Origin of the sequence: Pistricoccus aurantiacus, from assembly GCF_007954585.1 — a bacterium.
GTDB classification, from domain to species: Bacteria; Pseudomonadota; Gammaproteobacteria; order Pseudomonadales; family Halomonadaceae; genus Pistricoccus; species Pistricoccus aurantiacus.
On the sequence record NZ_CP042382.1, the window covers coordinates 1,039,392 to 1,053,535 of the forward strand.

The window sequence follows — 14,144 nt, forward strand, 5'->3', positions numbered from 1 at the left end:
GAGAATTTCCGTTGCCATGAGCGTCGAGAACCCCGCTTCCAGTGCCGTCGATATCCGCCGCGGTGGGTCAGCCGATAACGACTCTCTCGTCGAGAAATTGATCGCGCGCTTCGGCGACCAGGTACTTTTCCAGCAAGCGACCCTGACCGGCATGCCGGTACTCTGGGTGACTCGTGGTGCCCTGGTCGAGGTGCTGGATACCTTACGGCGCCTTCCGCAGCCTTTTGAAATGCTGTTCGACCTGTCCGTCACCGACGAGCGGCTGCGCGGCTATCGCGAAGGCTTGCCGGATGCGGATTTCACGGTGTTCTACCAGCTGCTTTCCGTCTCCGGCAACCGCGATATCATGCTCAAGGTGGCGCTTTCCGAGCAGGATCCAGTCTTGCCCACGGTGATCGCCATCTATCCCAACGCCAACTGGTACGAGCGGGAAGCCTGGGACATGTTCGGTATTCATTTCGAGGGTCATCCGAACCTGTACCGTATCCTGATGCCGCCTACCTGGCAGGGCCATCCGCTGCGCAAGGACCATCATGCCCGAGCCACGGAGTTCGACCCTTACACTCTGACCGTGGAAGGTCAGGACAAGGAGCAGCAGGCGCTCAAGTTCAAGCCGGAAGATTGGGGAATGCGTCGGCGAAACGACGACACCGAGTTCATGTTCCTGAACCTGGGGCCCAACCACCCTTCCGCCCACGGCGCCTTTCGTATCGTACTGCAGCTCGACGGGGAGGAAATCATCGACTGTGTGCCGGATATCGGCTATCACCATCGGGGCGCGGAAAAGATGGCGGAGCGCCAGTCCTGGCACAGCTTCATTCCCTATACCGACCGCATCGACTACGTGGGCGGGGTGATGAACAACCTGCCCTATGTGCTGGCGGTGGAGAAGCTCGCGGGCATTCAGGTGACGGAGCGTGCTCAGACCATTCGTGTGATGATGGCGGAAGTGTTCCGCATCACCAGCCACCTGCTATTCCTGGGTACCTATCTGCAGGATCTTGGCGCCATGTCGCCGGTATTCTTCACCTTTACTGATCGACAGAAGGCCTATGACGTGATCGAGGCCATCACCGGTTTTCGTATGCACCCGGCCTGGTATCGCATCGGCGGCACAATGCAGGATCTGCCGAAGGGCTGGGATAAGCTAATGCAGGGTTTCGTGGATTGGATGCCCAAGCGTCTCGACGAATACGAGCGGGCAATGATGGAAAATTCCTTGGTGCGCGATCGCACCAAGCATATCGCCGCCTTCGATACCGCCAACGCCCTAGCCTGGGGCGTGACCGGCCCCAACCTGCGCGCCACCGGCTGCGACTTCGACCTTCGCAAGAAGCGTCCCTATTCCGGCTACGAGAATTTCGATTTCGAGATACCGCTGGGCCACAACGGCGACGCCTTCGATCGCGGCCAGCTGCGTATCGAGGAGATGCGTCAGAGTGTGAGAATCATCCAGCAGTGCATCGATCACATGCCCGCGGGTGATTACAAGGCGGACCATCCGCTGACCACGCCGCCGCCTCGGGAAAAGATGCTGCAGCATATCGAGACACTGATCACCCACTTCCTGCAGGTATCCTGGGGGCCGGTGCTCAAGCCCAACGAGTCGCTCCAGATGATCGAGGCGACCAAGGGCATCAATAGCTACTACCTGACCAGCGACGGCAGCACCATGAGCTATCGCACGCGCATCCGCACGCCGAGTTTCCCGCATCTGCAGCAGATTCCCCAACTGATGCGCGGCGGCTTCGTGCCGGATCTGATCGCGCACCTGGGCAGTATCGATTTCGTCATGGCCGACGTGGACCGCTGACTATGTCTAGTACTCATATGTCTGATACGCAAATGTCCGATACCCGTTCGAGCGCCGTCGCTGTCGCGACCGCCGCCGGCAATATCGCCACCGACGGCGACGGCTTCGTCCTTCACGGGGATGACCGCCGCGCCATGCTCACGGAGCGCGATCATTACGAGCAGCCCCAGGCCGCCTGCATCGAGGCGCTGAAGATCGTGCAGAAGCGCCACGGCTGGGTGCCGGACGGGGCGATTCCCGCCATCGCCGAGACCCTGGGCATCGGCCCGGCGGACGTGGAGGGCGTCGCCACCTTCTATAGCTTGATTTTCCGTCAGCCGGTGGGACGGCACGTGATCCTGCTGTGCGACAGCAGTTCCTGTTTCCTGACCGGCTACGAAGAGCTTAGCGACGCCCTGAGCGAACAGTTGGGTATTCGCTTCGGCCAGACCACCGAGGACAATCGCTTCACCCTGCTGCCGGTGTGCTGCCTGGGGGCTTGCGACCGAGGACCGGCAATGATGATCGATGAAGATACCTTCGGCCCCATCGCGCCGGAAGATCTGAGCGAACTTCTGGAGGCCTATCCATGAACGCCATACCCGAGCATTCCCGGCTGCGCTACCACTGCCAGCTGCGCCAGGGCGCCGAGGAGCGCCGAGCGGAGACCCATCCGCTGACCTGGCGGCTGCGACAGGACGGCGCCCGTATCGGCCTCGACGAGTATCGGCAGAAGGATGGCTATCAAGGCGCGATTCGCACCCTGGAGCAGCACTCCCCCGGCGACGTGATCGATATCATGAAGGAGGCCAACGTACGCGGCCGGGGCGGCGGCGGCTTCTCCGCCGGGGTCAAGTGGAGCCTGACCCAGGTGGGAGATCATCTGCCTCGGGGCTATGTGCTCTGCAACGCGGATGAAATGGAGCCGGGTACCTTCAAGGATCGCCTGCTGCTGGAGCAGCAGCCGCACCTGCTGATCGAGGGCATGATCATCGCAGGCTATGCCAACCGTTCCCAGTACGGTTATGTCTTCCTGCGAAGGGAATACGTCGAGGCGGCCCGCTCCGTGGCCCTGGCCATCGAGGAGGCTCGCGAAGCGGGACTTTTGGGAAATGATGTCGCCGGCAGCGGCTTCGATTTCGATATCGCCCTGCACACCGGCGCCGGGCGCTATATCTGCGGCGAGGAAACCGCCCTGATCAATTCCCTGGAAGGCAAGCGCGCCAACCCCCGCAACAAGCCGCCGTTTCCGGGGCAGTCCGGTGCCTGGGGCAAGCCCACGGTGGTCAACAACGTCGAGACCCTGTGCAACGCCCCGGCGGTGATGCAGCACGGCGCGGCCTGGTATCAGGGCCTGTCCGGCGGGCTGAGCGAAGACGGCGGCACCAAGCTCTACGGAATCTCCGGCCTGGTGGAGCGCCCGGGGCTGTGGGAGCTGCCCATCGGCACCACCGGTCGGGAAATCCTCGAGCGGGCCGGCGGCATGCGCGAGGGCCATACCCTCAAGACCTGGCTGCCCGGCGGTGGCAGTACCGGTTTTCTGCTGCCGGAACACCTCGATCTGGCGATGGATTTCGATACCATCGGCGAGTACGGCAGCCGCATGGGCACGGGATTGATGGCGGTGGTCAGCGAGCGTCAGAGCGTTATCTCGCTGCTGCGCAATCTGGAGCAGTTCTTCGCTCGAGAGTCCTGCGGCTGGTGCACGCCCTGCCGCGACGGACTGCCCTGGACGGTAAAGATTCTCCAGGCGATCGAGCGCGGCGAGGGGGAGCAGGGGGATATCGAGATCCTCGAGCAGCACGCCACGGATCTCGGTCCCGGACGTACCTTCTGCGCTCACGCCCCCGGGGCGGCCATGCCGCTGGAGTCCGCGATCCGGCATTTCCGCGCGGATTTCGAGGCGGGCATCTCGCACCCGAAACGTGCCGCCCATGCGGACCCGATCCCGGTGGGACAGGTATGAGGGCAGAGGCATGAGATTAATCATGATTCAGGTGCCGGGAGACAGGTTACAGACATGCCTGGCCATATCCGGGCAGGGAGGGGACTGATGGCGACGATTCACGTGGACGGCAAGGCCTACGAGGTGGACGGGGCAGACAATCTGCTGCACGCCTGCCTGTCCCTGGGCCTGGACATTCCCTATTTCTGCTGGCATCCGGCCATGGGCAGTGTCGGTGCCTGTCGTCAGTGCGCGGTCAAGCAGTACAAGGACAAGGACGATACCCAGGGCAAGCTGGTGATGTCCTGCATGACCCCTGCCACGGACGACAGCTGGATCGCCATCGACGACGAGGAAGCCAAGGCGTTTCGCGAGAACGTCATCGAATGGCTGATGACCTATCACCCGCACGATTGCCCGGTCTGCGAGGAGGGCGGTCACTGTCATCTGCAGGACATGACGGTAATGACCGACCATGACCGCCGGCGCTATCGCTTTCGCAAGCGCACCCACCGCAACCAGTATCTGGGGCCGTTCATTGCCCACGAGATGAACCGCTGCATCAACTGCTATCGCTGCGTGCGTTTCTACGACGACTATGCCGGTGGAAAGGATCTGGGCGTCTTCGGCATGAACAACAATCTGTATTTCGGTCGCCATCGAGAAGGCACCCTGGAAAGCCCTTTCTCCGGCAATCTGACGGAAGTCTGTCCCACCGGTGTGTTCACGGATCAGACCCATTCGGATCACTACACCCGCAAATGGGATCTGCAGTTCGCGCCGAGTATCTGCCATCAGTGCGCCATGGGCTGCAACATCAGCCCGGGAGAGCGCTACGGCGAGATCCGACGTATCGAGAACCGCTACCACGGCGAGCTCAACCGCTATTTCCTCTGCGACCGTGGGCGCTTCGGCTATGGCTATGTCAATCGTGCGGACCGACCACGGCAGCCGGAGTGGCGTAATGAGCGAGAAGACGAGACTGTCACTCTGGAGGTGGACCCGGCGCTGGATCGCGGCGCGGATCTGCTGCGCAGCGCCAAGCGAATGATCGGTATCGGTTCGCCTCGGGCCAGCCTGGAAAGCAATCACCAGCTGATCAAGCTGGTGGGCAGGGAGAACTTCTCCACCGGCATCGCCGCTCGGGAGCTGGCCTGCCTAGAGCACATGGCGGAACTCGAGCGGTCCTGCGGCCTGCCGATTCCTACCTTGCGCGAGGTGGAAGAACACGACGCGGTGCTGGTGCTGGGGGAGGACCTGATTCAGAGCGCCGCGCGGCTGGCCCTGAGCGTGCGTCAGGCGGTGCTGGGGCGCCGGGACGCCTTGGCGGATGAGCGCGGTATCCCGCAGTGGAACGCGGAAGCGGTCAAGATACTGGCCCAGGATGCCCGGCATCCGCTGTATATCGCCTATCCCGCCGCCACCCAGCTGGACGGCATCGCCGCGGACAGCCGTCGTCTGGCGCCGCAGGATATCGCTCGGCTAGGTTTCGCCATCGCCAATGCCATCGACGGAAACTCCCCCCGGGTCGACGATCTTGATGAAGCATTAAAAGAAATCGTCGATACGGTCGCCGGCCGGCTGATGGCAGCGGAAAAGCCGCTGGTGATCAGCGGCGGTTCCCTGGAGTCCACCCAGATACTCGATGCGGCGGGTAACATCGCCCGAGCGCTGTCCCGGCGTGCCAAGCGCGCCGGTCTGATGCTGGTACGCCGGGAAGCCAACAGCACCGGCCTTGCCATGCTCGGAGGCCAGCCCCTGGAATGGGCGCTGGATGAAGTCGCCGACGGTCGCGCGGACGCCCTGGTGGTGCTGGAAAACGACCTTTACGCCCGGCTGCCGGAGGCTCGGGTGGATGCTGCCCTGAGCAAGGCGGATAGGCTGGTGGTGCTGGATCATCAGCGTACCCGTACCTGGCAGCAGGCACTCTTGGGCCTGCCGGCGGCCAGCTTCGCCGAGGCGGATGGCACCCTGGTCAACATGGAAGGCCGCGCCCAGCGGTTCTTTCAGGTCTACGACCCGCGCTACCTGCGCCCGGAATGTCGTATTCACGAAAGCTGGCGCTGGCTGCATACCTTGCGTGCCAGCCTGCGAAGAGACACGGACAGCGCCGTCACCCTGGACGACATGACCGAGGCCTGTGCCCGGGATTATCCCGCCCTGGCAGAGATTCTGGTCGCTTCCCGAGGGTCGGACTATCGCGTGCGGGGAGTCAAGCTGGCTCGAGCCCCGCATCGTTACAGCGGGCGCACCTCAATGCGGGCGAATCTCAGCGTCAGCGAGCCCCGCGCTCCTCAGGATCCGGATACGGCATTCGCCTTTTCCATGGAGGGATACAGTGGTTTCGATCGGCCGCGCAAGGAAGTGCCCTTCGCCTGGGCACCGGGCTGGAACTCCCCCCAGGCCTGGAACAAGTTCACCGACGAGGTGGGCGGTCATCTGCGGGCCGGCGATCCGGGCGCGCGTCTGGTGACTCCGCGCCCGGGCAGCTACGCCTATGCCAGCGATATCCCCACGGCCTTCATGCCGGATCGGGACAGCTGGCAGGTGCTGGTATTGCCGCGCCTGTTCGGCGGCGAGGAAAACTCCTCGCGATCCACCCCCATCGGCGATCGCGCGGCATCCCCGAGTCTTGGCCTGTCGAGAGAGGACGCCAAGCGACTGGGGGTCGAGGAGGGCGCGTCATTGACGCTGGAGCTCGAGGATGCTCGCCTGACTCTGCCGCTGCGCTGCGACGAGCAGCTGCCCAGCGGTATCGTCAGCGTGCCGGCGGGAGTCAGCAGCGAGTTCGTCAACGGCGAGCGCGGGCGTCTCAAGGTGCTCGATACCGCCGCTGCGGTCGAGGAGGTACGCTAATGAATTGGGTCGCACTGCGCCCGGACTGGTTGACGCCGGCGGTGGTGGAGATCGCTATCGCCATGATTCAAGCGCTGGTCATTCTGCTGGCGGCGGTTCTCATCGGCGCGGTACTCACCGTGGTAGAGCGGCGGCTGCTGGGCCTGTGGCAGGATCGCTACGGCCCCAACCGAGTCGGTCCCTTCGGTTCCCTGCAGTTGATCGCCGACATGATCAAGATTTTCTTCAAGGAGGACTGGATACCGCCTTTCGCGGATCGGCCGATCTTCGTGCTGGCCCCCGCCATCGCCATGGCGTCGCTGCTGTTGTCCTTCATCATCATTCCTATCACCCCGGGCTGGGGCGTGGCGGACTGGAACATCGGTCTGCTGTTCTTCCTGGCCATGGGCGGTGTCAACGTCTACGCGGTGCTGCTGGGGGGTTGGTCCAGCGGCAACAAGTACGCACTGATCGGCGCCATGCGCTCCTCCGCGCAGACGATCTCCTACGAAGTGTTCATGGGGCTTTCGCTGATGGGGGTAGTAGCCGTCGCCGGCTCCTTCAACATGCGTGAGATCGTCAACGCTCAGGAGGGCTTGTGGTTCGTGATACCCCAATTCCTCGGTTTCTGTAACTTCTTGATTGCCGGTTTTGCGGTAACTCACCGTCACCCCTTCGATCAGCCGGAGGCGGAGCAGGAATTGGCGGATGGCTACCACGTCGAATACTCCAGCATGAAATTCGGCATGTTCTTCATCGGCGAATACGTCGGCATGCTGCTGGTGTCGGCGCTGATCGTGACCCTGTTCTTCGGCGGCTGGCACGGACCGCTGCTGCCGCCGATCGTCTGGTTCATGCTCAAGACCAGCATTTTTCTGATGCTGTTTATCCTGGTGCGGGCTGCGCTGCCTCGGCCGCGTTATGACCGAGTAATGACCTTCGGCTGGATCGTCTGTCTGCCGCTGACCCTGATCAATCTGCTGGTGACCGGTGCGGTGATCCTGCTCACCGCACCGGCTTGAAGCGACTGTCAAACAAGGAGCAACCGCCATGTACAAGGGGCTCTTGAAAGGCACCTGGTCTCAGCTGCGCACCCTGGGCATGATCTTCATGCACAGCTTTCGCAAGCGCGAGACTCTCAACTATCCCGAGGAAAAGGTGCCTCTGCCGCCGCGCTATCGCGGGCGTATCGTGCTGACCCGGGACCCGGACGGCGAGGAGCGCTGCGTGGCTTGCAACTTGTGCGCCGTGGCCTGTCCCGTGGACTGCATTTCCCTGCAGAAAGGGGAGAAGGAAGACGGCCGCTGGTATCCGGAGTTCTTCCGCATCAATTTCTCTCGCTGCATCTTTTGCGGCATGTGCGAAGAGGCCTGTCCGACCTCCGCCATCCAACTGACGCCGGACTTTGAGATGAGCGAATACCGCCGTCAGGAGCTGGTGTACGAGAAAGAGGATCTTCTGATCAGCGGTCCGGGAAAGGATCACGACTACCACTTCTACAAGGTGGCGGGGCTGGCCATCGCCGGCAAGGACAAGGGACGAGCGCAGAACGAGGCGGAACCGATCGACGTCACCACCCTGCTGCCCTGAACGACCTGGCACGCCATCGGCGACTGAAGGAGAGGACATGGAATTTGCGTTTTACCTGAGCGGCCTGGTCGCGGTGCTGGCGACCCTGGGAGTCATCACCAATCCCAATCCGGTGCACGGAGTGCTGTACCTGGTGGTATCGCTGCTGGCGGTGGCCATGGTGTTCTTCTCCCTGGGCGCGCCCTTTGCCGGCGCCCTGGAAATCATCGTCTACGCCGGGGCGATCATGGTGCTGTTCGTGTTCGTGGTGATGATGCTCAATCTGGGGCAGGCGGCGGTGGCCCAGGAACGGGCCTGGTTGAATCCACGCACCTGGCTGGGCCCCTCGCTGCTGGCCGCCTTCCTGCTGTTGACACTGATCGGCACGCTATGGCGCGGCGACGCGGGCATGATGATCGAGGGTGAGCCGCTGACCGCCAAGGCCGTCGGCACGACTCTGTTCGGCCCCTGGCTGCTGGTGGTGGAGCTGGGGGCGCTGCTGCTGCTGGCAGCGCTGGTGACCGCCTCTCACGTGGGGCGATTGACGCCGTATTCCGCCCCCGCCGAGGGGCGCAAGGCCGGCGAAAAGAAACCGTCGACCAGCGCGGGCGCCGAGTCGGTTCCGCAATCCGCACGCGAGGAGGGTCTATGAACGGCGTACCCATGGAGCACGGTCTGGTATTGGCCGCGGTGCTGTTCGCCCTGGGGCTGGCGGGGCTGATGTTTCGCCGCAACATGATCTTCGTGCTGATGAGTCTTGAAATCATGCTCAATTCCGCCGGGCTTGCGTTCATCGTCGCCGGTACCGGCTGGAACCAGCCGGAAGGCCAGGCCATGTTTCTGCTGGTGATCACCCTGGCGGCGGCGGAGGCAAGCGTGGGACTGGCATTGCTGATTCAACTGCAGCATCGCTTCAAGTCCTTGGATATCGATGCGGCCAGCAGGATGCGTGGATAATGGAACTGACGACTTCGTTGCCTTCGACGGCGCTGCTTCTTGCGCTGACTTTTCTGCTGCCCCTGGCGGGGACGTTGATCCTGGCTTTTTCCCGGGGCACCCTGGGCTATCGGGCCAGTAGTCTGGTGGGGGTGGGCAGCGTAGGCCTGGCCGCCTTGGCCACGGCACTGCTGGCGCTGGGCTTTGCCGCCGATCCAAAGGCTCAGGACGTTACCCTCTGGACCTGGATCGCCGTGGGGGATTTTCAGCCCACCATCGGGCTGGCTCTGGACGGGCTATCCTTGACCATGCTCGGCATCATCACCGGGGTGGGCTTTCTGATCCACCTGTTCGCCGCCTGGTACATGCGGGGCGAGGAGGGTATCACCCGTTTCTACACCTACATGAACCTGTTCGTCTTCAGCATGGTGCTGCTGGTGCTGGGGGACAACCTGCTGCTGCTGTTCCTAGGCTGGGAAGGCGTCGGCATGTGCAGCTATCTGCTGATCGGCTACTACTATCAGGACAATGCCAACGGCTGGGCGGGATTCAAGGCCTTCATCATCACCCGCATCGGCGATGTATTCCTGGCCATCGGCATGTTTCTGCTGTTCGCTCGTCTGGGCACCCTGGATATCGCCGAAATCCTCGAGCTTGCGCCGCAGCTTTGGAATCGCGGCGACGTCATGGTGGAAATCGCCGCCTTCCTGCTGCTGGGCGGCGCCCTAGGGAAATCCGCTCAGTTGCCGCTGCATACCTGGTTGGCGGACGCCATGGCCGGCCCTACGCCGGTTTCCGCACTGATCCATGCCGCCACCATGGTCACCGCCGGGGTCTACCTGATCGCGCGCATGCACGGGGTGTTCGAACTGGCGCCGGTGGCGCTTTACACCACCGGGGTGATCGGCGCCCTGACCCTGCTGATGGCAGGCTTCGCCGCTCTGGCTCAGACTGACATCAAGCGGGTGCTGGCCTATTCCACCATGAGTCAGATCGGCTACATGTTCCTGGCGCTGGGCGCCGGCGCCTATGAAGCGGCGATCTTCCATCTGATGACCCACGCCTTCTTCAAGGCGCTGTTGTTCCTTTCCGCCGGGGCGGTGATCGTCAGCTGTCATCACGAGCAGGATATGCGCCGCCTGGGCGGATTATGGCGGAAACTGCCCATGGCCTACATGGGCTTTATTGTCGGTGGTGCCGCCCTGGCGGCCCTGCCGCTGGTCAGCGCCGGCTTCTACAGCAAGGATGAAATTCTCTGGCAGGAGCTGGTGACCGGACACCCCTGGCTGCTGCTGGCGGGCTTGATTGGCGCCTTCCTGACTTCGCTTTACACCCTGCGCTTGATTGTCGGCATCTTCCATGGCCGAGCCAGGAGTCACAACGCGCATCACGCCAAGGCCGGGCGCGGCCTGGCCCATGGCCTGCCCCTGGTGGTGCTGGCGGTGCTCTCGACCTTTCTCGGCGCCTGGATCGATCTACCCTTGGAACGGGTCTTGCCGGCGCCGGCGGAAGGCGACGAATCCTTGTATCTGATACTGGAAATCGTCGCCGCCAGCGTGGCGATTCTGGGACTCTTGCTGGGCGCCTGGCTGTTTGTGGCCAAGCGGGCATGGCTCTCGCGGGTGTCCCGCAAGGGTCTTGGAGGCGGACTCTGGACCTTGTGGAACCGGGCTTGGGGCTTCGACGCGCTGTTCAACGGCCTGGTGGTGTGGCCTTATCGCGCCCTGGTCTGGCTGCTGCAAAGTGATCTTGCGGACGGCATCTTCCGCGCCTTCGCGCGACTGGTGCAGATTCTGCACGTCGGGGCAGCCAAGACTCAGAATGGCAAGCTGCGCCACTACGCCACCTCCATGGTGCTGGGGGCCACGCTGATACTGCTGACCCTGGCGCTGGCAATCTAGCCTGGCCGGCGGCTGAAACAAGGGTGCAGGCATTCATGGGTAATGGGTTCGAGGAAAAGGGAATGCGCTTTAACGCGGACTACGCAGACGGGATGCAACGCTTATGATACTGGTGTGGCTGATTGTGATCCCCTTCGTCGGGGGGCTCTTGTGCTGGCAGGCGGAGCGGCTGGGCGCCACGCCCACGCGCTGGATCGCGCTTGCCACCATGCTGATCGAACTGCTGATTCCCCTATGGCTGTGGGGGCAGCTCGATTTTCGGTTGCCGACCCTGGACGGCACCGCGACCCAGTGGGCGCTGGAATACCGTATCCCTTGGATCGAGCGATTCGGTATCGAGATTCATCTCGCCTTGGACGGCCTGTCCCTGGTGCTGATCGCCCTGACCGGCTTTCTCGGGGTGCTGGCAGTGGTGTGTTCCTGGAAGGAGATCGTGCGACGTATCGGCTTCTTCCATCTCAACCTGCTGTGGATTCTCGGCGGGGTGGTGGGGGTGTTTCTCGCCATTGATCTGTTCTTGTTCTTCTTCTTCTGGGAAATGATGCTGGTGCCGATGTATTTCCTGATCGCCTTGTGGGGTCATAGCGGCTCCAAGGGCAGAACCCGCATCGGCGCCGCCACCAAGTTCTTCATCTATACCCAGGCTAGCGGCCTTCTGATGCTGGTGTCCATCCTGGGGCTGGTGTTCGCCCACCACGCCAGCACCGGCGAATATTCCTTCAGCTACCAAGTGCTGCTGAACACCGAGCTTTCCCCTCAGCTTTCCTTCTGGCTGATGCTCGGCTTCTTCATCGCCTTCGCGGTCAAGCTGCCGGTGGTGCCTTTGCACGGCTGGCTGCCCAACGCTCATGCCCAGGCGCCCACAGCCGGCAGCGTCGACCTGGCGGGCATCCTGCTGAAGACCGCCGCCTACGGCATGCTGCGCTTCGCGCTGCCGCTGTTTCCCGAAGCGTCCATGGACTTCGCCCCCGTGGCCATGGGGCTCGGGCTGCTGGGCATCTTCTATGGCGCCGTGCTGGCCTGCGGACAGCAGGATCTCAAGCGATTCATCGCCTATACCAGTATTGCTCACATGGGGTTCGTGCTGATCGGCATCTATTCTGGTTCCCAACTGGCCCTGCAGGGGGTAGTGGTGCTGATGGTGGCTCACGCTTTTTCCGCGGCGGGACTGTTCATCATCAGCGGGCAGCTCTACGAGCGCCTGCACACCCGGGAGCTCCCCAAGATGGGCGGCCTGTGGGGGCGGCTCGGCAGCCTGCCGGGTTTCTCGCTGTTCTTCGTCGCCGCCTCCTTGGGCATGCCCACCACCGCCAATTTCATCGGCGAGTTCATGGTGCTGTTCGGTACCTTTCCCACGGCGCCCGTGGTAGTCGTTCTAGCCAGTGTCGGCCTGGTACTGGCGGCGGTTTACTCTCTGATCCTGATGCAGCGAGTGCACTACGGCCCGGCCCAGAGCGAGAAACCCCTGGCGGGGTTGGACGCTCGGGAGTTCAGCATGCTGCTGGGGATCGTCGCTCTGGTGGTGATGCTCGGTCTTTACCCCCAGCCGCTGCTGGATACCACCCATGCTGCCATGTCGGAAGTGCAACGCCTGTTTGAAATCACCGCGACGGCACCCGCCGGCGCTGACCTGTTGACGGAGACCCGCTGATGTTGACCAATCCGCACTTCGTCGCCTTGCTGCCACTGGTTCTAGTGGCGGCGACCGCCATCACGGTGATGCTGGGCATCGCCTGGCGGCGTGCACATGCCGCGACGGTGGCAGTCACCGTGCTGGGACTGTTGCTCGCGCTGGTCGCGCAAGGCGTGGCCTGGCAGCTTGCACCGGTGGATACGCCGCTGCTCGCCTTCGATGACCTCGCGATGATGGGCGGCATGCTGATTCTGGGCTCCACGCTGGTCTGCGCGATTCTGGCTCATGCCTATCTCGAAGTCTTCGAGGGCGCCCGTGAGGAATTCTATCTGCTGCTGCTATGTGCCGCGGCCGGGGGCCTGGTGCTCGCGGCGAGCCGTCACATGGCCAGCTTGTTTTTCGGTCTGGAGCTTCTGTCCATGCCGCTCTACGGCATGCTGGCTTACTCGTTTCGCGAGCGTCGCTCCTTGGAAGCGGGCATCAAATACTTGATCCTGTCTGCCGCCGCCAGCGCCTTTCTGCTGTTCGGCATGGCGCTGCTCTATGCCCAGACCGGCGAACTGCGTCTGGACGAGCTGATGACGGTGCTGACCGAGACTTCCGGCGTCTGGGGGCTGGCGGGAATTGCCCTGATGGTGGTGGGGCTCGGTTTCAAGCTTTCCGTGGTGCCCTTTCACCTCTGGACTCCGGACGTCTATGAAGGCGGTCCGGGGCCGGCGACCACCTTCCTGGCCACTGCCAGCAAGGTCGCGGTGTTCTTTCTGCTGTTGCGCCTGGTGCTGTACGTGCCGGCCTTCCAGGGGGAATGGCTCCGTACGCTGCTGGCGATACTCGCTCTGCTCAGCATGGTGATCGGTAACCTGCTGGCGCTGACCCAGTCCAATATCAAGCGAATACTCGGCTACTCCTCCATCGCTCACTTCGGCTATCTGCTGGTGGCGCTGGTGGTGGGCGACGGCCTGGCGGCGGAAACCGGCGGGGTTTATCTCATCACCTACGTACTGACCACCCTGGCGGCCTTCGGCGTGGTCACGCTGGTGTCGAGTTCCACCAGCGGCGAGGACGCGGCGGCGCTGCACTACTATCGCGGCCTGTTCTGGCGCCGCCCTTATCTCACTGCGGTGCTGACCATCAGCATGCTGTCCCTGGCGGGCATTCCCGCCACCGCGGGTTTTATCGGCAAGTTCTATATCATCGCCCTGGGGGTCGAAGCCCAGCGCTGGTGGCTGGTGGGCGGTATCATCCTGGGTAGCGCCATCGGGCTTTATTACTATCTGCGGGTCATGGTGACCCTGTTCATGCTCGAACCCGGCATGCAGCGCCGGGATGCGCCCCACGACTGGGGTACCCGAGCCGGCGGGCTGGTGGTGCTGGCGGTAGCCTTTCTGGTCATCCTGCTGGGGTTGTATCCGGCGCCGATGATCGAGCTGGCGGAGCTTTTGGGCGGCACCCCGCTGGGCGGCACCCCGCTGGGCTAAACGATATGGATCAAGGCAAGAAATCTTACCCATGTTTACTGGAGATACACGAGGC

11 protein-coding genes are annotated in these 14,144 nt (G+C 63.0%); all 11 read left to right on the forward strand.

What is annotated here, in order from left to right; translation table 11 throughout:
* Positions 1–16: 16 nt before the first annotated feature.
* Positions 17–1,813, forward strand: coding sequence for an NADH-quinone oxidoreductase subunit C/D (nuoC, locus tag FGL86_RS04975; protein ID WP_147183563.1), 1,797 nt, complete (start codon positions 17–19; stop codon positions 1,811–1,813).
* A 17-nt stretch (positions 1,814–1,830) separates the two neighbouring features.
* Positions 1,831–2,385: an NADH-quinone oxidoreductase subunit NuoE gene (gene nuoE, locus FGL86_RS04980; RefSeq protein WP_147183564.1), complete on the forward strand. Its 555-nt coding sequence runs from the start codon at positions 1,831–1,833 to the stop codon at positions 2,383–2,385.
* Complete coding sequence (gene nuoF / locus FGL86_RS04985) at positions 2,382–3,758, forward strand: NADH-quinone oxidoreductase subunit NuoF (RefSeq protein ID WP_147183565.1); 1,377 nt, start codon at positions 2,382–2,384, stop codon at positions 3,756–3,758. The genes nuoE and nuoF overlap by 4 nt, the downstream gene beginning before the upstream one ends.
* An 87-nt stretch (positions 3,759–3,845) precedes the next feature.
* Positions 3,846–6,593, forward strand: coding sequence for an NADH-quinone oxidoreductase subunit NuoG (gene nuoG / locus FGL86_RS04990; protein ID WP_147183566.1), 2,748 nt, complete (start codon positions 3,846–3,848; stop codon positions 6,591–6,593).
* Entirely contained in the window at positions 6,593–7,594 is a 1,002-nt protein-coding gene (nuoH, locus tag FGL86_RS04995) for an NADH-quinone oxidoreductase subunit NuoH (protein WP_147183567.1), read from the forward strand. Before nuoG ends, nuoH begins: the two co-directional genes overlap by 1 nt.
* 28 nt (positions 7,595–7,622) lie before the next feature.
* Positions 7,623–8,162 carry an NADH-quinone oxidoreductase subunit NuoI gene (nuoI, locus tag FGL86_RS05000; RefSeq protein WP_147183568.1) on the forward strand — a complete coding sequence of 180 codons (540 nt, stop codon included), beginning with the start codon at positions 7,623–7,625 and terminating at the stop codon, positions 8,160–8,162.
* Between the two features lie 37 nt (positions 8,163–8,199).
* A complete protein-coding gene (nuoJ, locus tag FGL86_RS05005) occupies positions 8,200–8,793 on the forward strand; it encodes an NADH-quinone oxidoreductase subunit J (RefSeq protein WP_147183569.1) in 594 nt (197 codons plus the stop codon).
* Positions 8,790–9,098, forward strand: coding sequence for an NADH-quinone oxidoreductase subunit NuoK (gene nuoK, locus FGL86_RS05010; protein WP_147183570.1), 309 nt, complete (start codon positions 8,790–8,792; stop codon positions 9,096–9,098). Before nuoJ ends, nuoK begins: the two co-directional genes overlap by 4 nt.
* The gene (gene nuoL, locus FGL86_RS05015) at positions 9,098–10,978 is read left to right on the forward strand and encodes an NADH-quinone oxidoreductase subunit L (RefSeq protein WP_147183571.1); all 1,881 of its coding nucleotides are present in this window, start codon (positions 9,098–9,100) and stop codon (positions 10,976–10,978) included. Before nuoK ends, nuoL begins: the two co-directional genes overlap by 1 nt.
* 103 nt (positions 10,979–11,081) lie before the next feature.
* On the forward strand, positions 11,082–12,629 hold the full coding sequence (gene nuoM, locus FGL86_RS05020; protein WP_147183572.1) for an NADH-quinone oxidoreductase subunit M: 1,548 nt from the start codon (positions 11,082–11,084) through the stop codon (positions 12,627–12,629).
* Positions 12,629–14,089, forward strand: a complete 1,461-nt coding sequence (nuoN, locus tag FGL86_RS05025; RefSeq protein WP_147183573.1) for an NADH-quinone oxidoreductase subunit NuoN — start codon at positions 12,629–12,631, stop codon at positions 14,087–14,089. Before nuoM ends, nuoN begins: the two co-directional genes overlap by 1 nt.
* Positions 14,090–14,144 lie beyond the last annotated feature (55 nt).